Origin of the sequence: Actinoplanes sp. NBRC 101535, from assembly GCF_030269225.1 — a bacterium.
GTDB classification, from domain to species: Bacteria; Actinomycetota; Actinomycetes; order Mycobacteriales; family Micromonosporaceae; genus Actinoplanes; species Actinoplanes rectilineatus.
Genome location: NZ_BSSY01000001.1, coordinates 575,908 through 596,179, shown reverse-complemented (window position 1 = coordinate 596,179; position 20,272 = coordinate 575,908). Strand labels below are relative to the sequence as shown.

Here is a 20,272-nt window from a genome sequence, read left to right as displayed (position 1 = left end):
CCGCGCCGTCCTTGGAGACCTTGCTGTCCGCCACGAAGCCAAGCCAGCTCATGTATCGAGCCTAGACGCTCTCACGTTGCTTTCCGAAGCTCGGCGTGCGCGGCGTGCCACCTTCCGTGTCCATCCGGGACCGGGCGAGGCGCCGTCCGGGCTCCTCGACGAACCGGTGCGAGGCCCAGGCGACAGCAAGCGTCCCGGTCACGAAACCGACAATGATCAGCGGGCGGCTGTCGGTGAGGCGCACGACCAGCCCCAGCACGAGGATGTGCAGCAGATAGAGCGAATAACTGACCGTTCCCAACCAGGTCAGCACGGCGGGCACCCGGCGGTGACGCAGCACGAAAGCGCCACCGAAAGTTACCAGCACCGCCAGCGGAACTTCCCAGCCCTTCTCGCCGGTCCAGGCGCCGAACACCACCACGAGGGCCACCAGGTTCCCGCGACCGATCTGGCCGTGCTGCACCCGGTACACCACCGTCCCGGCGAACATCACCGCCAGGAACAGCAGCGCCTGCCCCGACGAGGCACTGGTCACCCACTTCGTGGCATGACCGTTCACGAAAGCGGGCGTGGCCATCCCCAGGCCCACACCGCCGGCCATCACGATCACGATCCTCGACCCTCGGGTGTACGCGAGAAAGCAGCCGCCCAGAAGCAGCAGCGCCAGTCCCGCAACGGCCAGACGGTCCCGGGCCGTCGCGCCGAGCAGACCGTCCGGCAGATACGGACCGCCGAGCACGGCGACCGCCGTCAACCCGGTCGCCCACCAGGCGCTGAGACGGTGCAGCCGCCACGCGAACAGTCCCGCCACGACCAGATAGAAGAGCATCTCGAAGCTCAGAGTCCAGAACGGGCGGACGAGTCCGCGTACCCCCAGAAGGTCCTGAAGCATCGACGCGTGCGCGAGCACGCTCGCCGAGGTCTCCCCGCGCCACTGCTCCGGCAGTCGGTACAGGCCCGCGGCGGCCAGGGCGAGGGCGAGCAGAATCGTCAGCAGGTAAGCCGGGTAGATCCGGGCGATCCGGCCCGTCCAGAACCGGCGCAACGAACCGTGCCGCTCCAGCGACATCGGGATCACGTAACCGCTGACCAGGAAGAACAGCAGAACGGCGTACTTGCCGGCGTCGAAGGCGCGGTACAGCGCGAGGTGCCGGTCGGCGCCGAGGACGACCGGGCTGAGATGGAAGGCGGCCACGACGACGGCGGCATAGCCGCGGAGAGCGTCGAGCCACGCCAGGCGGGTCCCGTGCATACGGGGTGAAACGACGGCGGTGCCGGCGGGGAAACCCCTCCGGCACCGCCCTCGGTTGATTACAGGTACTGACCGGTGTTGCTGGCCGTCTCGATGGACCGGCCGGCCTCGGCGCCCTTGCCACCGGAGACGAGCGTGCGGATGTAGACGATCCGCTCGCCCTTCTTGCCGGAGATGCGCGCCCAGTCGTCCGGGTTCGTGGTGTTCGGCAGGTCCTCGTTCTCCCGGAACTCGTCGACACAGCTGTCGAGCAGGTGCTGCAGGCGCAGCCCCTTCTTGCCGGAGGTGAGGAACTCCTTGATCGCCATCTTCTTGCCGCGGTCCACGATGTTCTGGATCATCGCGCCGGAGTTGAAGTCCTTGAAGTACAGGACCTCCTTGTCACCGTTGGCGTAGGTGACCTCGAGGAAGCGGTTCTCCTCGGTCTCCGTGTACATCCGCAGGACGACCGCCTCGATCATCGCGGCGACCGTCGCGTCCCGGTTGCCGCCGTGCTCGGTCAGGTCGTCACCCGAGAGCGGCAGGTCGGCCAGGATGTACTTCCCGAAGATGTCCTTCGCCGCCTCGGCGTCCGGACGCTCGATCTTGATCTTCACGTCGAGACGTCCGGGACGCAGGATCGCCGGGTCGATCATGTCTTCCCGGTTGGAGGCGCCGATCACGATCACGTTCTCCAGGCCCTCGACACCGTCGATCTCGCTGAGCAGCTGGGGAACGATGGTGTTCTCCACGTCGCTGGAGACACCCGAACCACGGGTCCGGAAGATCGAGTCCATCTCGTCGAAGAACACGATCACCGGGGTGCCCTCGCCGGCCTTCTCACGGGCCCGCTGGAAGACCAGGCGGATGTGCCGCTCGGTCTCACCCACGTACTTGTTGAGCAGCTCCGGGCCCTTGATGTTGAGGAAGTAGCTGGTGTGCTTCTCCTCGCCACGCCGCTCGGCGATCTTCTTGGCCAGCGAGTTGGCCACAGCCTTGGCGATCAGGGTCTTGCCACAACCGGGCGGGCCGTAGAGCAGGATGCCCTTCGGCGGGCGCAGCTGGTGCTCCCGGAACAGGTCGGCGTGCAGGAACGGCAACTCCACCGCGTCACGGATCTGCTCGATCTGCGAGTGCAGACCACCGATGTCGGTGTAGTCGACGTCGGGGACCTCCTCGAGGACGAGCTCCTCGACCTCACTCTTCGGGATCCGCTCGTAGGCGTACGCCGAACGCGGCTCGATCATCAGTGAGTCGCCCGCGCGCAGCTTCGTGATCTCGAGCGAGTCGGCGAGGAACACGATGCGTTCCTCGTCGGCGTGGGAGACCACCAGAGCCCGGTCGGCGGCGCCGCCACCCGGGTTGTCCAGGACCTCCTTGAGCAGGACCACCTCACCGGTGCGCTCGAAGCCGAAGGCGTCGACCACGTTGAGCGCGTCGTTGAGCAGGACCTCCTGCCCGCGCTGGAGCTCCTCGACCGCGAGCGACGGCGAGACCGCCACCCGCAGCTTGCGGCCACCGGTGAACACGTCCACCGTGCCGTCCTCGTGTGCGGTCAGGAACACGCCGTAGCCGCTGGGCGGCTGGGCGAGCCGGTCAATCTCTTCCTTGAGAGTGACGATCTGGGCTCGGGCTTCCTTGAGGGTCGCCACGAGCCGCTCGTTGTTCTCGGTCACTCGGGCCAGCTGCGCCTGCGTTGCCGCGAGCCGTTCCTCAAGCTGCCGGACGTGTCGGGGGCTTTCGGTCAACTTCCGCCTGACCAGGGCGAGTTCCTCCTGAAGGAACGCGACCTGACTGGAGAGATCGTTGGCCTCTTTCTCCCATCGTGCGGCGCGGGAGTCCGCTTCGTCGCTACGTGCCACGTCCCACCTCCCCGGGGGGCTCGAACGTCTTGGCTTAACACTAGCTGTTGCGAAGCGGTTTTCGACCCATGCAACACCCTCGTCACCGACTATTGATCGATCGATCGACCCGCCGAAGATCTTGATACAGGATCTTCGGGTACGGTCGGACGGTTCTCGTAGCGGTTGCGTCGTGGTTCGATCGCAGTCTTTGCCCAGTGGCGGCGGGGTCGTTCGGCGGTCGCCTGGCAGTGGTCATAGGGTTGCCGGGCGGGCGGTCATGCGGTCGCTGGGCAGTCGTTTCGTGGTCGTTCGGCAGTCGTTTTGCAGGAGGTCGGAGTGTCGGCAGCAGCCGAGGAAGAGCTACAGGTCTGGATCGATCAGGACTTGTGCACCGGCGACGGCCTCTGCGCCCAGTACGCCCCGGAAGTGTTCGAACTGGACATCGACGGCCTGGCATACGTCAAGGACGGCGCGGGTGATCTCCTGCAGTCACCGGGGGTCCGCGTGGGCGTGCCGTCGCACCTGATCCTCGAGGTGATCGACTCCGCGAAGGAGTGCCCCGGGGACTGCATCTACGTCGCCCGCGAGTCCGACGGCGTCGCCGTCGCCGGCCCCGACGTCCTGTAGAAGCGTTCCCGAAGCGCCTGGGCACGTTCCGTGGTCAGGGTGCCAACCCCGTCCGCGTGGTGACTTCAGCCGCACTGGCCACCCGAATTCACCACACCCGTCGTGGGGCGTGGTGATCACGGCCGCGCTCAGCGCCTCAAGTCACCACAGCCGTCGTGGGGCGTGGTGACCACGGCCGCGCTCAACACCCCGACACACCACACGGATGCCGGCACGAACGTGTCTAGAGCGTCGGCTTTCCGACCAGGGACGCGACCACCCGGGAGAACTCCTCCAGGCGGGCGATCTGACCCGGGCCGCCGTCGTCGAGGGTCTTGCCGAACCGCAGCGCGTCGTGGCGCAGCGGGGCACGGCCGTCCTCCTCGCCCACCCCGGGCGGCGGCACCGCGTCGTCGACCGAACTGAGCAGCAGGTAGACGTCGATGCTGTCGACCCGCGCCTGGCCCTGCGGTGTCCGGGTGAGCCGCCGGCGGCAGCCCACCTCGGTGACCGTGGACAGCGGCACCACCCGCAGCGACGAGGTCATCGACCCGACCGGGCCGTCGCCGGGCGCCACGTCCTCGCCGTGCCACAGCACCAGGCGGGTGCCGTCGCAGACGACGACCTCCTGCCAGACGCCGTTGACCTCGTTGACGAAACGCTCCAGCGTGAAACACAGCACAGAAGCGCCGCGCAGCACGCCGAAGAGCGCCTCCAGAGCGACGTCGGGATCGCGGAGGTAGGCCCGGGCGGCCGAGTCGAGATCGGGGTAGGGAGACCAGTCGGGGAAGACCGCCGGCATCTCGTTGCCACCGCCGAACGGCGGAGAACTCATCGCGCCCACCCCTTGCCCTCCCGAAAGACCCTTCCGGAACCTACCGGATCGCAGCGGCGGCGGTCACTCCCCGGTGGGTCCCCCGGTCTGGTTACTTTCCGGTTTATTGCTCCGCGGTCTCGCCGCTCACCGTCTCCGGCTCCGTGGTCTCGACCGTGGCCGTCCCGGCCGTCCCCGCACCGGCGCTCTCGGCGGCCTTCGCCAGCCGGGTGACACGCTTCGGGCTGGTGGCCTCGGCCTCCTCCTCCGCCTGCGCGGCGAGGGCGGCCAGGGTCGCCTTGCGGGCCGCGTACGCCTCGGCGCCCTTGCTCGGCTTCCGGCGGCGCGGCGGAGCCGTCACACCCGGGGCGAGCTTGCGCGACGACACCAGGAACGCGGTGTGCGCGATCATCCGGTGGTCCGGGCGGACCGCCAGGCCGTCGGCGTGCCAGTCCCGGATCAGCGACTCCCAGGCCCGCGGCTCGGTCCAGCAGCCCCGCTCACGCAGCGCCTCGACCAGCTCCGACAGCTGCGGCGTGGTCGCCACGTACCCGATGAACACACCGCCCGGGATCAACGACCGCTCGACCATGTCGAGGGTCTCCCACGGGGTCAGCATGTCCAGCACGATCCGGTCGAACCCGCCGATCTCGTTGCTCGCCACGTCACCGTTGTGCAGGTGCCACGCCGGGTGCGGTCCGCCGAAGAACGCCTCGACGTTCTTGCGGGCGATGGCGGCGAAGTCGTCGCGCAGTTCGTAGCTGTGCACCTCGCCGGACGCGCCGACCGCCCGCAGCAGCGAACAGGTGAGAGCACCCGACCCGGCACCGGCCTCGAGCACCTTCGCGCCCGGGAAGACGTCACCCATGGCGACGATCTGGGCGGCGTCCTTCGGATAGATCACCTGGGCGCCGCGGGGCATCGACAGGACGTAGTCGGCGAGCAGCGGACGCAGGGCCAGGTACGCCGTACCGCTGGTGGCGGTGATCACGCTGCCGTCCGGCAGGCCGATCAGCGCGTCGTGCTCCAGAGCGCCGCGGTGGGTGTGGAACGCCTTGCCGGGTTCCAGCACGATCGTGTGCATCCGCCCTTTCGGGTCGGTCAGCTGGACACGGTCGCCCGCCCGGAACGGCCCACGGTGCGCGGGGACCTGCTCGTCGACGGCGGTGGTCGGGGTTGTGGTCACTGCTCTTCTCTCAGCCGGCGGTTCTGGTTCGTTCAGCGCTGCTACTTCTGGCTCGCTCAACGCTGTCTCGGTGCGACGCGGCGGGGTTCCAGCACCGCCGCCACGTCGGCGACCCGCAGGACGCCGATCACATCCTCGCCTGCGGTCACCAGGTACTGCGCACCCGGGTGGGTCTGCAGCGCCTGCACGACCTGCGCCCCGGTGAGACCGACAGGCAGGGAGGTCAACGCGTCCCGGGACCGGGACACCGTCTCCACACCCACCCACGGCCGCCGTTCGACCGGCACCCGTTCGGCGGCGACCGGGTCGACCAGTGCGGTGAGGCTACCCGCCGCGTCGGCGACGGCCAGCACCACATCCGGCCGCGGATCCTCCGACCGGCGGCGCTGCGCCTCCCCGAGCGGTGTGCCGGCCGGCACCGTCAGCACCGGCCGGGCCAGCCGCGACAGGTCGATCAGCGGGAACCGCCCGGTCATCCGCCCCAACCGGATCGACTGCCCGGCACCCTGCCACAGGGTGAGCACCACCAGCAGCACGAAGACCAGACCGAACACGGTGAGCACCCCGGTCCGGTAGAGCACCACCGCCCCGGCCGCGCTGAGCACCGCGAGCACCCGACCGGCCCAGCCGGCCACCACCGTCGCCCGGTTACGGTCCTTGAGCAGCGCCCACAGCCCGGCCCGCAACGCCCGGCCACCGTCCAGCGGCAGCCCCGGCAACACGTTGAAGACCGCCACCAGCACATTGCTGACGGCCAGCTGGAATGCGATCTGCCCCGGGACGGTCCGTTCCGGCAGCAACAGCACGGCCGCGGTGGCGATCCCGCCGAGCACCAGCGAGACGGCCGGCCCGGCCAGCGACACGAGAGCGTCGACCCGCGGGGTGGGCGCGTCCCGGTCCATCTCGGTCCACCCGCTGAGCAGCTCCAACGTGATCCGCCGCACCCCGATCCCGTTGCGCCGGGCGGTCAGCGCGTGTCCCAGCTCATGCAGCAGAACCGACCCGAGCAGACAAGCCACGAACCCGAGGCCGACCAGGTAGGCGATCGGCGGTGCCAGCCCGAGCTCGGCCTCCGCATAGTTGCCGTAGACCACCGTGACCAGCACCGCGAGCAGCACCATCGACCCGCTGGCGTGCACCGGCACACCCAGCACCCGCGCCACCGGCCGCGGCCCCCGGCCCTCTTTCACGGCGTCTTCTCCCACCGCGTCGATGCTACGGACACCCGCGCCGCGGGACCCACCCCGCTTTTTTCGTCACACCCCTGGCCTAGCCTCAGTGGCATGACGGCGTTCTCTTCCACGGCGGCTCAGCCGGCCTCTCCGCCCCCGCAGCCCGGCGCTCCTTCCGCCGAGAGGCGCCCCGGCGTCGCGGCCCCATCAGACGCCACGGCCCAGCCCGACGCCGCAGGAGCCCAGCCCATTGCTGTTCAAGAGCCGCTGGCTGCCGCTGCCGACGAAACGGCAAAGGCCGGAGACGTCGCCGGTCAACCAGACGTGACCGGTGCGGATCCCGGCACACCAGCGCGTGGCCGACGCCCGGAGGCTCCCGCGGGCCCGTCGCTGTCCCCGTCCCGCGCGGCCGACTTCAAGACGTGTCCGCTGCTGTTCCGCTTCCGCAGCGTCGACAAGCTCCCCGAGACTCCGTCAGCCGACCAGGTCCGTGGCACCCTGGTCCACGCCGTCCTCGAGCGTCTCTTCGACCTCCCGGCGGCCGACCGCACTCCCGAGGCTGCAGCGGCCCTGGTCCTCCCCGAGTGGGAACGCCTCCGGGCCGACGAACCCCTCATGGCCGAGATCTTCGCCACCGAGCCTGACGAGATCCCCCGCCGCCGTGCCCCCGCAGTCGTGGCTACCAAGGGCGACACCTCCGAGTCAGGTCAGGTCTCCCCCTCTGCCGACCCAGCCCTGCCCGTGACAGCCGGCGCTACAGACTCGATCGTCGCGGATTTCGGCACCGCCACGGATTCCGGCACCGCCGCGGCTGTCACCGAGGGGCAGCTCGCGCTGGTCGACGCGCCCGCCGGTGCCGCCGAGGCCGCCCGCATCGCCGCCTTCCTGAGCAGCGCCCGTGACCTGCTCGGCGGCTACTTCGCGGTGGAGGATCCACGACGGCTCGAGCCCGCCGAGCGTGAGACCTACATCTCCACGCTGATCGACGACGAGTTGCTTCTCCGGGGCTACATCGACCGTCTCGACGTCTCCCCCGCCGGTGACCTGCGTGTGGTCGACTACAAGACCGGCGGCGCACCCCGCGAGGCGTTCGAGGGCCGCGCCCTGTTCCAGCTCAAGTTCTACGCCCTGGTCCTGTGGCGCACCCGCGGCGTGGTTCCCCGCGTCCTGCGCCTGGTCTACCTCAAGGACGCCGAGGTCCTCGACTACAGCCCCGAGGCCGGGGAGTTGGAGCGTTTCGAGCGCACCCTGGTCGCTCTCTCCCAGGCCATCGAGCGGGCCAAGCGCAACCAGGACTTCCGCCCGAAGCCAAGCCGTCTCTGCGGTTGGTGCAGCCACCAGGCCCTGTGCCCGGAGTTCGGCGGCACCCCGCCGGCCTACCCGGCATCGCTCCCCCTCCTCACCGTTTCCGAGTCCTCCACCCGGGTCCGGACCGACCCCGTTGACTGACCGCCCCGCGGCCCATCCCGAGCCGGCACCCGTTCAGTCCCTTGGGCCCGCCCTCACTCCGGTGCCTTCGCGATGAGACCGATCCGGGTGTTGCTCGCAGATCCCGCGCCCTTACAGCGGGCGGGCCTACGCACCATCCTGACCTCAACCAACCGGGCTGCATCGGACCTGACGGCAAACAGCCCGGCCCCAGGCATTCCGACCCCGACCAGCCCGGCTCCAAGCCGCCTGCCCTCAAGCGGCTCCGCACCTCACCGGCAGAACCACATCACCGCCGAGGCCGATGTCGATGCCCGTTCCACTCTCCACGCCGGCCGCAGTCCCGATCCCGGCACCTCCGTCAGCTCCCGGGAAATCGCCATAACCGAAAGCCAAACAAGCAAGGGCCCCGCACCCGATCGCCGCATTCGCCGACAAGCCGGATCAGCCATCGAGCATCAAGCAGGCACTCGCGAAGGTCACCAAGGCGTAGCCGACCTTGGTGAGACCGGCACCCGCCCCCACGCCCAGCCCAGCGCCACTGGGACTGGCGGACTCTCCACCCCCTCCCACGACACCGGCCCGCCGGAAATCGTCGTGGCCGGAGAGGCCAGCAACGGCACAGAGGCCCTGGACCTGGCCCGCCGGCTCCTCCCCGACCTGCTGATCGCCGACATGTCCCTCCCCCGCCTCGACGGTCCTGCGGTAACCCGAGCGATCATCGAAGGCCACCTGGCCGTCCCGGTCCTCCTCCTCACCGCCCACGACAGCGACGACGAGGTGATGGCAGCGATCGCCGCAGGCGCGACCGGTTACCTTCGCACCGACGCCACTCCGGAAGAGCTGATCGCCGCCGTCCGGGCCATCGCCGCCGGCGGCGCCGTGATCGCCCCGCCGGTGCTGGCTCGTGTCCTGACCCGGGTGGCCGAGGCCGTCCCGCCGCCCGGCAACAGCGCTGCCACACGGCTCAGCGCGCTGACCGGCCGGGAGCGGGAGGTCCTCGTCCACGTGGCCCGGGGCTGCACCAACGCCGAGATCGCCGACATGCTGGGTGTCGGCGAGACCACCGTGAAGACCCACGTCGGTCACGTGCTCACCAAGCTGCGCCTGCGCGACCGGACCCAGGCGGTGATTCTCGCTTACGAGAGCGGGCTGATCACACCAGGCTCCTCCTGAGCCTCACGCCGCCATGGCGATGCTGTCGACCCGATGGACGTGAATGTCGCCGCTCGACGTGCGTACGCGAAGCTCCAAGCCCGCACCCGACGGCGCCGCAGCCGAACCGCCGCCCGCAGTCAGATCCGTGACGCTGTGGCCCGCGTGGGTGTCCAGATCGAGCCAAACCCCGGTCCCGGCCTCCACCCCGACCGTGACGTCACCCGAGGTGGTGCGGATCTTCGCTTGTCCCTGGCGGAGGCTGCCCACCGACACCGCACCGCTCGCGCTCCTGGCCTGAAGCGACGCGTGCGCCGCCCCGACCGTGATGGCGCCACTGGCGGTGTCGATAGTGACGTCACCGACGACGTCACCCACGCGCACCTGTCCGGACGAACTCTTCGCCCAGACGGCGCTTCCCGCCCGTCCCACGATCACGTCGCCGCTGGCCGCCGTGATGTGCACGTCACCGGTGATCTCCTCGATCCAGCCGTCGGCCGATCCGAGATCCAGATGGGCGGTGGCATAGCGCCCGGTGGCCCGGACGTCGGCTGCCGCGCTGCGCCCCGTGATCGCGCTGTCGGCGGGAACGCGGACCGTGATCGCCAGTTCGGGTCCACGACGGCGTGGGTCGTGGATCAGCAGAGTGTCACCGTCGAGGGTCATCTCGACGTCGGGCGCGGGTGGCTCGACCGTGACCTGGACTCTCTCGTGCGGTCCGGCGTCGATCGCCACCATGCCGTGACGGACGCGGAGGTCGACGACGACAGGTGAGGTGCGGGGGAACTCATACACGGCTCGTCTCCTTTGCCAGAGGTGGAATCAGGCCTGGTAGAAACCGGTGACTCGACGCCCGTTGCCCGGCCGCTGCTCGTGCGCCGCCGACGTCACCGCACGCACCAGCCACGCGTTCACCGAGATGCTCTCGGCGGCAGCGATCTGCTCGACGTGCGCTTTGAGGGACTCCGGCATGCGTAAGGTCAGACGGGAGAGCTCACCGTCGGTGTAAGCCGGCACGGAGGGCGGGCCGGACGAGGCAGGCTCGGGCACCGCCCGGCCGACCACGAGGTCCGCCTCCCGGCCCCGCAGCCGCACCTCGACCGTGGGGCCGTTGAGCCGGGTGGTGATCTCGGCGGCCGCGTCGGAGAGTGCCTCGAGCAGCACCATCCGGGCGGATGGCTCGAGGGACGCGCCGAGAACCTCCGCGGCGCGTGCCACGTCCGGGCCACCGGGGGCGGCCAGGGCGGCGAGGTCGGCACGCAGCCCTTCGAGATACGGCGTCAAATCCATGACACCACTATGACGTCACATCTGACGTCACGCAAGCACAATAGACGTCAGAAACTCCGGATCCACGCCGACCAGGGTGGATCGCAGGTGCACACCGTCGATCGGCGGCAGCTCGAGCTCGGCCGGCACCGCCAGCACCGCCGCGCCCGCGGCCAGCGCGCTGGCCACCCCACTCGGCGAGTCCTCGATCGCCACACACCGCCCGATCGGCACGCCGAGGAGTTCCGCGGCGGTCCGGTACGGCTCCGGATCCGGTTTCGGCCGGCTCACCTCGTCGCCGCAGACCACCACGTCGAAGTTCTCCGCGCCGATGGTCTTGAGCGCGACCTCGACCAGCCGGCGGCCGGTCGAGGTGACCAGCGCGGTCGGGATCCCGGCGGCCCGGACCGCGAGCAGCAGTTCCATCGCGCCCGGCCGCCAGACCAGCCCCGCGGAGAACAACTCGTGCACCCGGTCGCCGATCCACCGCACGTCCGGCGCCTCGGGCCGGTCGGGCTGCCCCAGATCCTCGCGGAAGAGCTGCATGCTGCGCGTCATGCTGGTGCCGACCATCGCGAGCCGTGCCTGCTCGGAGAGGGTGCCCCCGGCGTGCACGGCGAGTTCGGACAGGGCGATCCCCCAGACCCTCTCGCTGTCGACCAGCGTGCCATCCATGTCGAAAAGTACGGCGTCCACGACGGCATTCTGCGGGGTGTCCCCCGTCCGGGCCGATCGAATGTGACCAGCCTCTACAGGCCGCAGGAGTCGAGCGAGTCCCGGTACCCTCCGGCGAAGGCGCGGGTCCGCTCCTCCGGTTTGCCGTGCGAACCCTCCGCGAACCAGGGCTGTCCCGGGTCGTCGCCCACCGCCTCCAGCCCGTCGGCCAGTTCCTCGGTGTCGCCCTTCTGCATCACCAGACGTCCGGCCCGCTCCTGGTCACCGATGAACGCGCCGGCCATGCAGTCGGCCTGCAACTCCTGCTCGATGGTGAACTCCTTCTGGATACCGAGCCGGGCCTGGATCCCGTGGGCGTATTCGTGTCCGAGCAGATAGAACACGAAGGCGTCGCCGATCTGCCGGAAAGCATCGAAGGACCAGTTCACGTCGTACGCGATGAAGTCCCCGGCCGGGCAATAGACGGCATTGTTACGCGGCAGCGGCTCACCACCGCAGTCCACCTCGCCCTCCCGCTCGTAGGGCACGACCTGCCGGATCGGCTGGAATCCATTGATCTTGGAAGTCCAGTAGTCCTCGGCGACCTCCTGCGCCGCCCGGATGTCGGCCTCGAACTCCTCCGGAGTGTCGGTGCCGTCGGTGTCGGCGGACACCGCGGTCTCGGTCGGGGCGGGCACACCGCCGTCGGGATCGGAGTCGGAGTCGGGTCCGAGGGCACAGCCCGCGGCGATCAGAGCCGCGGTCAGCGCGAGGAGAAAAGCCGGGCGAGCACGCATGAGGGGGTCCTCCAGGCCGGGGATTCCACGGTAGACGTGAATACCAACCACGACTGTCCGCCAAACGTCAGGGATTTCCCTGACCACGTCTGGGTGGCGCCCCTCAGCAGATTTACGTAGTCGGCATACGTCCAGCGGCGGATGCCCGACGCCGCCGTCCTCGCAACACTGGGCCGGACACCAACCGACGAGGGGATGGCGACGTGACGGCGACGAAGACCGGGGGTCCGGTGGCGGCACGTGCGGAGGAGATCTGGAAGGTCTACGGATCAGGCGAGGCCCAGGTCACGGCTCTGCGCGGGGTCAGCGCGGAGTTCGGGCGCGGTCGGTTCACCGCGATCATGGGACCGTCCGGCAGCGGCAAGTCGACACTGATGCACTGCCTGGCCGGCCTCGACACCGTCGACAGGGGAACGGTGCACGTCGGCGGCACCGAGATCAGCAACCTCGGCGACAAAGCCCTGACCAGGCTGCGCCGCGACCGGATCGGCTTCGTCTTCCAGCAGTTCAACCTGCTGCCGACGTTGAGCGCCGCGGAGAACATCCGGCTCCCGCTGGACATCGCCGGCCGCAAACCCGATCCCCAATGGTGGGAAACGGTCATCACCACGGTCGGCCTGAGCGACCGGCTCGCACACCGCCCCAGCCAGCTCTCCGGCGGGCAGCAACAACGCGTCGCGTGTGCGCGGGCCCTGATCGGCCGGCCCGACGTGATCTTCGCGGACGAGCCGACCGGCAATCTGGACTCGCGGTCCGGCGCCGAGGTGCTGTCCTTCCTGCGTTCCAGCGTGCGCGAACACGGTCAGACCATCGTGATGGTCACCCACGATCCGGTGGCCGCGAGCTACGCCGACCGGGTGGTCTTCCTCGCCGACGGCGCGACCGTCGACGAGTTGGCCGATCCCACCGCCGAGACCGTCCTCGACACGATGAAACGCCTCGACACGCAGACCGATCCGGTGATGCTCTGATGCTGCGCGCCACCCTCAAGAGCCTGCTCGCCCGTAAGCTTCGGCTGATCCTTTCCGGACTCGCCGTCGTCCTCGGCGTGATGTTCGTGTCCGGTGCCCTGGTACTGACCGACACGCTCAACCGCACCTTCGACTCGATCTTCGCGGACGCTTATGCGGCGACCGACGTCGCGGTCACCGCGAAACCCGCGCTCGAGATCTCCGAACTCGAGGGCGAGGAGATTCCCGCCCCGCTTCCGGCAGCCACGATCGACAAGATCAAAACCGTTTCCGGTGTACGCGACGCGACCGGCCGCATCGACCTCGACGGCGCTCGCGTGATCGCCGCCGACGGCAAGGTGCTCACCTCGTTCGGGCCGCCCCGGATGGGCGTCAACTGGACCGGCGTCGACGACATCATGGAGATGCGCGCCGGCCGTGGGCCGGAGTCCGACGACGAGATCGCGATGAACGCGGCCACCGCCGCACTGTCCGGCTGGCAGGTCGGCGACCGGGTCCCGGTGCTCACCCGGGAGCCGAAGAAGATGTTCACCCTCGTCGGCGTCTGGGCCTACACCGGCGGCCGGGACAGCCTGGGCGGCGTCCAGGAGGTCGCCTTCACCACCCCGGTCGCGCAGGACCTCATGCTCGGCGAGGCGAACGCCTTCACCTCCGTGGTGGTCCGCGCCGACGACGGCGTCACCCCCGCACAGGTCCGCGACGACCTGACCACCGCGCTCGGCGCCGACTACCAGGTCAGGACCGGCGAGGAACTGGCCGCGGACAGTGCCGCCGGACTCCAGGAGGGCGTCGGTTTCTTCAACCAGATCCTGCTCGGCTTCGCCGGTGTCGCCCTGTTCGTCGGGATCTTCCTGATCCTCAACACCTTCTCGATCATCGTGGCCCAGCGGACCAGGGAACTCGCCCTGCTCCGCGCGATGGGTGCCAGCCGCAACCAGGTGATCGGCTCGGTGATGGTGGAGGCGGTAATCGTCGGCGCCGTCGCGGCCGTGCTCGGTCTGGCCGCCGGGATCGGCGCGGGCGCCGGCCTGGGCTACCTGTTCAGCACCATGGGCGGCAGCTCCCTCACCCTGGCGCCGGTCGGCGTCCCCCTCAGCGCGGTGATCAGCGCCTTCGTCGTCGGCATCGTGATCACCGTGATCGCCGCGGTGCTGCCCGCACTCCGCGCCTCCCGCATCGCCCCGATCGCCGCGATGCAGGAGGTCGCCACCCCGGACCGCCCGCTCACCAAACTCACGGTCGCCGGATCTCTGGTGACCACCATCGGCGCGACCGCCCTGGGCCTGGGCCTGTTCGCCGGCACCGGCGACACGACCATCTGGCTGATCATCGGCGGCGCGCTGGTCACCTTCATCGGCATCGCCCTGCTCACGCCCCTGATCAGCCGCCCGGTGGTGTCCCTGCTCGGCCGGCTCTTCTCGTGGTCGCTGCCGGGACGCCTGGGCCGGCTCAACTCGGGCCGCAACCCGCGCCGCACCGCGATCACCGCCGCCGCGCTGATGGTCGGCATCGCCCTGGTCACGGGCGTCACCGTGGTCATGGACTCGGCCAAGAGCAGCCTCAAGGCCGAGGTGGCGCGCGTCCTCAAGGCCCAGATCATGATCAGTGGCGATCAGGCCGGCCCGCGTCCACCCACCTACGACCCGGCCGTGATCGACGAAGCGGCGACGGTCCCCGGTGTCCGGGCGGCTGCCGGCGTCTACCACGACATGGTGCAGATCGACGGTGAGCAGCGGTACGTCAACGCCACCGGCGACCTGGCCACGCTGGCCCAGGCGTACGGGACGACCGCCCCCACCCTGACCGACGACCAGCTCGCGGTCAGCGCCGAGAACGCCGCCGCGTGGGGCTGGCAGGACGGCAGAACGGTGACCATGCAGGCCAGCCGAGGCGAGCCGCACACCTACACGGTCGCCCACCTCTACCCGGAGGGCGCGCTGCCCGGCAGCATCATCCTGCCCGCCGGCGCGATCAAGGACTTCGCCATCACCCAGCCGACCGTCGGCTACATCCGCCTCGACGACGGCGTCGCGGTCTCCGCGGTACTGCCCCAGATCAAAGCCCTCGTCGCCGACAGCCCCGAGGTCACCGCCGTCGACCAGCAGACGTTCGTCGACGACCAGGCCGCCGGGTTCGACCAGATCATCATGATGATCCAGATCCTGCTGGGCCTGGCCATCCTGATCGCCGTCCTGGGCGTCGTGAACACCCTGGCCCTGTCCGTCCTGGAACGCACCCGCGAACTCGGCCTGCTCCGAGCCGTAGGCCTCAACCGCTCCCAGACCATGCGCATGATCACCGTCGAGGCCGTGGTCATCTCCGTCTTCGGCGCTCTCCTCGGCGTCACCGTCGGCGTCGGCATGGGCAGCGCGGTGACCCGCGCCCTGGAGAACGACGGCATCACCGAACTGGTCCTCCCCTGGCCCCGCATGGCCACCTACCTGGCCTTGGCCGCCCTGGTCGGCATCGTCGCCGCCATCCTGCCCGCTCTCCGAGCAGCCCGCCTGAACGTCCTGGGCGCCATCTCCCACGACTGACGAGCAGTCATGCCGCCGTCCTCTCCACCGGCGCGTCCACAGACGCCGCCCCATCACTCGGAATAACCTCCCACGCCCACCGCCCACACCGAGGACCACCGCCGTCGCCACCCCCGGCCGTATCACCGAGATCGCCGACGCCGACGATTCGCCAACCCACAACAGGTTCTTCACACCAGCCGGGATGCCCAGGAAGGTTGATCGGGAAGACGTGACCACTCGATCCGACGGTCACGACCGGGGCTGGTGAGCAGCGAAGGCCTCCAGCGATGCAGTGGAATCGTCGAGAAACCACTGACCATCGCTGGAGGCCTCGATGTCTCCGCTGACGCGTATTCCAGAAGCCGGTCAGGACAATTCGCAGATGTCGGCGCTGGTCAGGGCGGGCGCTCAACGGCGTGAAGTCAGACTTCGCCGCCGTCGCCGCATCACCATGCTCCAGCGCCAGATGCACGGCCGTGCCGGCTTCGACCTGCCACAAAAACGCGTATTGCTCGGCGATGCCGACCGGTCATGATCATGTTGTGGCAGCAGATCAGTTCACCGTCAGCGACCTGACCGACGACGAGCGATACGTGCCCTTCCGTGGCCTTGCAGAGTGGGGTGGCTCTGCCCACTGCCCCGATGCCCTCGCTGACGCAATGGACTTCACGAGCGCAGTGGTGCCGCTCGAGGAAGCCCAGCGCTTGAAACCGCTGATCCGCGACGGACAGTCGCTCAATCGCCGGGCTTGGCGAAGAGCCCTCATCGCGACCGAAATCGTCTTCGCCAGCGATGTCTTCGGGGCGGGTTCGGACTGGTCGATCACCACCGGAATCTCCGACGAAGACACCGTACGCATCCTGCGGTCACTCCACCGCAAGATCGCCCGCGCAGTCAGAATTCACCAGTCGTAGCCGGATTCCGCCCGTGCTTCACGGAAGACGGGACAGATCCAAATCGACGAAGAAATCCCATGTCAGAAGCACTAGACACGTTTCGTGGTCAGGGTCCGAAGCCCGTCCGCGTGGTGATTTCGGGCGCGCTGGACGCCCCAAGTCACCACACCCGTGGCGGTGTGGTGATTACGGGCGCGCTGGACGCCCCAAGTCACCACACCCGTGGCGGTGTGGTGAATACGGGCGCGCTGGACGCCCCAAGTCACCACACCCGTGGCGGTGTGGTGAATACGGGCGCGATGGACGCCCGAAATCACCACGCTGTTGTGAGTGTGGTGAATTCGGGCGTGCTGAGCGCCCGAAATCACCACAGAGGCAGACCCTGACTGCGATTAGGTGTCTAGCCCGGTCAGCTCACGTCTCCAGGATCTGTCCGCGCCACGGGTCGACCATGGAGGTCGCCTCGGCAGCGGCCAGTGCGCATAGGCTGAGCGAGTGGTCGCTGGCGAGGAAGCGGACCCGTCCGAAATGATTCTGGGTGGCGGCCGGTTGACCCCCGGCATCGTCAAGATCGGTCAGACGGTGCGACGACCGAAGTCGGCTTTCACACGGACGCTGTTGCTGCACTTTGCTCAGGCCGGCTTCGACGGCGTCCCGCAGCATCTCGGCCGCGACGAACTCGACCGGGACATCCTGGAGTTCCTGCCGGGTGATGTCCCTGCGAAGTGGCGCGCACTGACCGACGACCAGGTCGCGGCTGCCGGCTCGCTGCTGCGCCGCTTCCATGAGGCGAGCCAGGCTCTCGCCGAACGCCTCGGCGGCGGACCGGTGATCTGCCACAACGACGCAGGGCCGAACAACACCGTCTTCCGTCACGGCCGACCGGTCGCTTTCATCGACTTCGACTTCGCCTCCGCCGGTGACCCCCTCGAAGACGTCGCCTACATGGCCTGGTCCTGGTGCATCTCGTCGAAGCCGACACGAGGATACGTGGCGAGCCAAGCGCATCAGGTCCGCGTCTTGGCCGACGCCTACCGACTTTCCGCAGCTCAACGCGCTCGACTCATGGACGCCGTCCACGAACGCCTGGTACGCAACGAGCACTTCTGGACCGCACGCGCCTCCACCGGGCCACCCGTGATCTCCGGACCCCCGCCCACCGAGGTGTTGGCGTGGACCTCGGCGGAGAAGGCTTTCGTGGCCCGCTTCCAAACCGTATTCGCAGCCGCTCTGGCGTAGGAACCAGCCCGAGCGCCACAGTCCCGCGGTGGTGCCGAAACCCGCGAACACGAGAACCCTCGACGACGAGCGGATCATGCGGAAACGCGGCATCGCCGGGATCACCCGCCGGCGCCGCCGGTCACTGACTCCACCCCGACGCCACCGGGCGGACCAGGCGGACCAGGCGGACGGTTTCGGCGGCGGGGGCATGGGCCGGCTGGGGCAGACGGTTTCGGGGTCGGTGGGCGTACCGTCGACGAAGAACGAGTAAGGCGCTCAGAGCACGCAAAGGCGGGTTTCCCCGGGCGGACGAGGCTGTGATCGCGGTCTCCGTCCGGCCTGTGGGACGGCACGCCGAGCGCGGCCGCCGGGTGCGTGTCGGACCCCGCACGTAGGCTGTCTCCCATGACTGAGTTCGACGGCCTCCCGCTGCTCCGCTCTCCCGTGGCCATCGCCGCCTTCGAGGGGTGGAACGATGCTGCGGATGCTTCGACCGCGGCCGTGGAACACCTCGAGCAGGTCTGGCAGGCCCGTGAGGTCACCAGCATCGATCCCGAGGACTTCTACGACTTCCAGGTCAGCCGGCCCACCATCACCATGGCCGAGGGCGAGACCCGCAAGATCGAGTGGCCGACCACCCGGTTCACGGTGGCCAGTCCGCCCGGCGCCGACCGTGACGTGGTCCTGATCCGCGGCATCGAGCCGAGCATGCGCTGGCGCACCTTCTGCGAGTCGGTCCTGGAGATCTGCCACAGTCTCGAGGTCAACCGCATCGTCCTGCTCGGCGCCCTGCTGGCCGACGTGCCCTACACCCGCCCGCTTCCGATCAGTGGCAGCGCGTCCGACCCCGAGATGGCCGAGAAGTACAAGGTCGTCCCCACCCGCTACGACGGCCCCACCGGCATAGTCGGTGTCCTGCAGGAGGCGGGCAGTCGCGCCGAGCTCGACGCGCTGTCGTTCTGGGTGCACGTCCCGCACTACGCGAACAACCCGCCCTGCCCGAAAGCGACGCTCGCCCTGCTCAGCCGCATCGAGGACGTTCTCGACCTGCCGGTGCCGATGGCCGATCTCGCCGAGCAGGCCGACGAGTGGGAGAAGCGCGTCCGCGCCGCCGCCGAGCAGGACGCCGAACTCGGCGAATATGTGCGCGAGCTCGAGGAGCGCGTCGGTGACGCGGGCATCCAGCCCCTCACGGGCGACGAGATCGCCAGCGAGTTCGAGAAATACCTGCGCCGTCGCGGCGGCTCGGCCGGCCCGACTGCCGGCTCCTGGTGAACGGGGTCGCGGTCCCGGCCTGATCCGGGACCGCACCACCACACACCAGCGCCCGAACCCCGAGGACCGCGAAGCCGACGCACTGGTCAACGTCGAAAGCGCCTCACCACTGGGGACGAACCCCTCGCGAAGCACGACCCTCGCGAAGCACCACCCTCGACGCCTCCAGAGGTAGAGACATCCTGACGTTCCCGTCGCGACTCCCCGTCCTGCGGAAAACCTCGTCGTTATGCCTCACCTCCTCCACCAACAGACCTCTGGCACACGGACGGCGCTCGGGCTTGGAGGTGGCTTAGATGTCGTCAGTCAGGCCGTCAGCACTCGGCTTCGACGCTTTCGAGCATGGGGAACCGTCGACTTCTCGGTGTGTCGCCGACATGGAGCACTGCATCTGCCGCATCCTAGGAACCTAGCTAGAGGGTTCGGAGGTCAGCATGGCAATCAACCCGGGCGCTGCCGAGTTTCCGCATCGGCAGATCGCGGCTCAGCTACGTGAACGTATCCGGCGCGGAGACTGGCAACCCGGTGAGCGGCTGCCGTCCATCCCGGCCATGGCGGAAATGTTCGGAGTGGCGAAGCAGACCGTGCAACGCACCGTCGACCAGCTGCGGGTCGAGGGCATCCTGATCACCAAGCCGGGTTCCGGCACCTACGTCCGTGGCACTCGGCGGCGGCTCAACCGCCTGTCCCGTGGCCGGTATGGCAGCCACCGCGGGTATCACGCCGATCTGGCGGCCCGCTATCGCCAGCAGCTCACCGCAGTCGGCCGGGAGCCGGCCCCGCCGGAGGTCGCGGACGCGTTCGGTGTGCGGGACGGCACGGAGTTGCTGGTGCGGCGGCATCTGGTGCGCGCCGACGACGCAACCGTGGAGGTCGGTGCCTCCTGGTTCCGGGTGCACGACGTGAGTGGCACCTCGCTGGAACGGATGGAGGCATTCGGGCGTCCGCTCTATCAGGAGGCGGAGGACGTGCTGAACCGCCGGTACGACTCGGCGACCGACACCATCAGCGCCCGGCAGCCGAGTCGCGAGGAGGCGGAGATCCTGCAGATCCGGCCGGACACCCCGGTACTGCATCTGCTGCATGTTGCCTTCGACGAGACGCGGAAACCGATCGAGGTGGCGCAGGCGACCTGGCCGGGGCCGATGACGACGCTGACCGAGGAATATCGGATCCCGGCCCCGGCCGCGGATCCCGACCCGGATCCGGGGCTGGCGCTGGCCTGACCGGTCGA

Annotated in this window: 20 protein-coding genes; 11 read left to right on the top strand and 9 right to left on the bottom strand. The window is 69.2% G+C overall.

From position 1 onward, the window contains the following. Nucleotides 1-61: 61 nt before the first annotated feature. Nucleotides 62-1,252, bottom strand: coding sequence for an acyltransferase family protein (locus QSK32_RS02525; RefSeq protein ID WP_285471096.1), 1,191 nt, complete (start codon nucleotides 1,250-1,252; stop codon nucleotides 62-64). A gap of 59 nt (nucleotides 1,253-1,311) precedes the next feature. After that, nucleotides 1,312-3,093 carry a proteasome ATPase gene (gene arc / locus QSK32_RS02520; RefSeq protein ID WP_045742963.1) on the bottom strand — a complete coding sequence of 594 codons (1,782 nt, stop codon included), beginning with the start codon at nucleotides 3,091-3,093 and terminating at the stop codon, nucleotides 1,312-1,314. 318 nt (nucleotides 3,094-3,411) lie between these two features. On the opposite strand from arc, the gene QSK32_RS02515 reads away from it, so the two are divergent. After that, nucleotides 3,412-3,702 (top strand): ferredoxin, encoded by a 291-nt coding sequence (locus QSK32_RS02515; RefSeq protein WP_045742964.1) that lies wholly within the window; start codon nucleotides 3,412-3,414, stop codon nucleotides 3,700-3,702. Nucleotides 3,703-3,925: 223 nt separating this feature from the next. Here the strand turns inward: QSK32_RS02515 and QSK32_RS02510 are convergent, their stop codons facing one another. The 3 genes from QSK32_RS02510 to QSK32_RS02500 form a co-directional block, all read right to left on the bottom strand. Further along, nucleotides 3,926-4,516: a hypothetical protein gene (locus tag QSK32_RS02510; protein ID WP_045742998.1), complete on the bottom strand. Its 591-nt coding sequence runs from the start codon at nucleotides 4,514-4,516 to the stop codon at nucleotides 3,926-3,928. A 103-nt stretch (nucleotides 4,517-4,619) separates the two neighbouring features. Beyond that, nucleotides 4,620-5,681, bottom strand: a complete 1,062-nt coding sequence (locus QSK32_RS02505) for a tRNA (adenine-N1)-methyltransferase (protein ID WP_285471095.1) — start codon at nucleotides 5,679-5,681, stop codon at nucleotides 4,620-4,622. A gap of 56 nt (nucleotides 5,682-5,737) precedes the next feature. Further along, nucleotides 5,738-6,802 (bottom strand): site-2 protease family protein, encoded by a 1,065-nt coding sequence (locus QSK32_RS02500; protein WP_245673984.1) that lies wholly within the window; start codon nucleotides 6,800-6,802, stop codon nucleotides 5,738-5,740. A gap of 375 nt (nucleotides 6,803-7,177) precedes the next feature. Between QSK32_RS02500 and QSK32_RS02495 the strand changes: the two genes are divergently transcribed. Both QSK32_RS02495 and QSK32_RS02490 read left to right on the top strand, forming a co-directional pair. Beyond that, entirely contained in the window at nucleotides 7,178-8,302 is a 1,125-nt protein-coding gene (locus tag QSK32_RS02495) for a RecB family exonuclease (RefSeq protein WP_285471094.1), read from the top strand. Between the two features lie 576 nt (nucleotides 8,303-8,878). Continuing rightward, nucleotides 8,879-9,457: a LuxR C-terminal-related transcriptional regulator gene (locus tag QSK32_RS02490; protein WP_285471093.1), complete on the top strand. Its 579-nt coding sequence runs from the start codon at nucleotides 8,879-8,881 to the stop codon at nucleotides 9,455-9,457. 3 nt (nucleotides 9,458-9,460) lie between these two features. Here the strand turns inward: QSK32_RS02490 and QSK32_RS02485 are convergent, their stop codons facing one another. From QSK32_RS02485 to QSK32_RS02470, 4 genes are read right to left on the bottom strand one after another with little or no spacing between them, the layout of a single operon-like run. Then, entirely contained in the window at nucleotides 9,461-10,231 is a 771-nt protein-coding gene (locus QSK32_RS02485; RefSeq protein ID WP_045742966.1) for a DUF4097 family beta strand repeat-containing protein, read from the bottom strand. Nucleotides 10,232-10,258: 27 nt separating this feature from the next. Beyond that, nucleotides 10,259-10,726 (bottom strand): hypothetical protein, encoded by a 468-nt coding sequence (locus QSK32_RS02480; protein ID WP_285471092.1) that lies wholly within the window; start codon nucleotides 10,724-10,726, stop codon nucleotides 10,259-10,261. Between the two features lie 27 nt (nucleotides 10,727-10,753). Then, entirely contained in the window at nucleotides 10,754-11,401 is a 648-nt protein-coding gene (locus tag QSK32_RS02475; RefSeq protein WP_083449064.1) for an HAD family hydrolase, read from the bottom strand. A 53-nt stretch (nucleotides 11,402-11,454) separates the two neighbouring features. Continuing rightward, the gene (locus tag QSK32_RS02470) at nucleotides 11,455-12,156 is read right to left on the bottom strand and encodes a neutral zinc metallopeptidase (RefSeq protein ID WP_045742968.1); all 702 of its coding nucleotides are present in this window, start codon (nucleotides 12,154-12,156) and stop codon (nucleotides 11,455-11,457) included. A 203-nt stretch (nucleotides 12,157-12,359) separates the two neighbouring features. Between QSK32_RS02470 and QSK32_RS02465 the strand changes: the two genes are divergently transcribed. From QSK32_RS02465 to QSK32_RS02430, 8 genes are all read left to right on the top strand, one after another. Further along, the gene (locus tag QSK32_RS02465) at nucleotides 12,360-13,127 is read left to right on the top strand and encodes an ABC transporter ATP-binding protein (RefSeq protein WP_285471091.1); all 768 of its coding nucleotides are present in this window, start codon (nucleotides 12,360-12,362) and stop codon (nucleotides 13,125-13,127) included. After that, a complete protein-coding gene (locus QSK32_RS02460; protein WP_285471090.1) occupies nucleotides 13,127-15,664 on the top strand; it encodes an ABC transporter permease in 2,538 nt (845 codons plus the stop codon). Before QSK32_RS02465 ends, QSK32_RS02460 begins: the two co-directional genes overlap by 1 nt. A 316-nt stretch (nucleotides 15,665-15,980) precedes the next feature. Continuing rightward, entirely contained in the window at nucleotides 15,981-16,181 is a 201-nt protein-coding gene (locus tag QSK32_RS02455) for a hypothetical protein (protein ID WP_285471089.1), read from the top strand. Between the two features lie 7 nt (nucleotides 16,182-16,188). Beyond that, a complete protein-coding gene (locus tag QSK32_RS02450; RefSeq protein WP_285471088.1) occupies nucleotides 16,189-16,560 on the top strand; it encodes a hypothetical protein in 372 nt (123 codons plus the stop codon). Nucleotides 16,561-17,091: 531 nt separating this feature from the next. Beyond that, the gene (locus QSK32_RS02445) at nucleotides 17,092-17,781 is read left to right on the top strand and encodes a phosphotransferase (protein ID WP_285471087.1); all 690 of its coding nucleotides are present in this window, start codon (nucleotides 17,092-17,094) and stop codon (nucleotides 17,779-17,781) included. Between the two features lie 28 nt (nucleotides 17,782-17,809). Continuing rightward, on the top strand, nucleotides 17,810-18,034 hold the full coding sequence (locus QSK32_RS02440) for a hypothetical protein (protein WP_285471086.1): 225 nt from the start codon (nucleotides 17,810-17,812) through the stop codon (nucleotides 18,032-18,034). Nucleotides 18,035-18,168: 134 nt separating this feature from the next. Next, nucleotides 18,169-19,038, top strand: coding sequence for a PAC2 family protein (locus tag QSK32_RS02435; protein ID WP_045748400.1), 870 nt, complete (start codon nucleotides 18,169-18,171; stop codon nucleotides 19,036-19,038). A 434-nt stretch (nucleotides 19,039-19,472) separates the two neighbouring features. Next, nucleotides 19,473-20,264 carry a GntR family transcriptional regulator gene (locus tag QSK32_RS02430; protein WP_045748399.1) on the top strand — a complete coding sequence of 264 codons (792 nt, stop codon included), beginning with the start codon at nucleotides 19,473-19,475 and terminating at the stop codon, nucleotides 20,262-20,264. Nucleotides 20,265-20,272 lie beyond the last annotated feature (8 nt).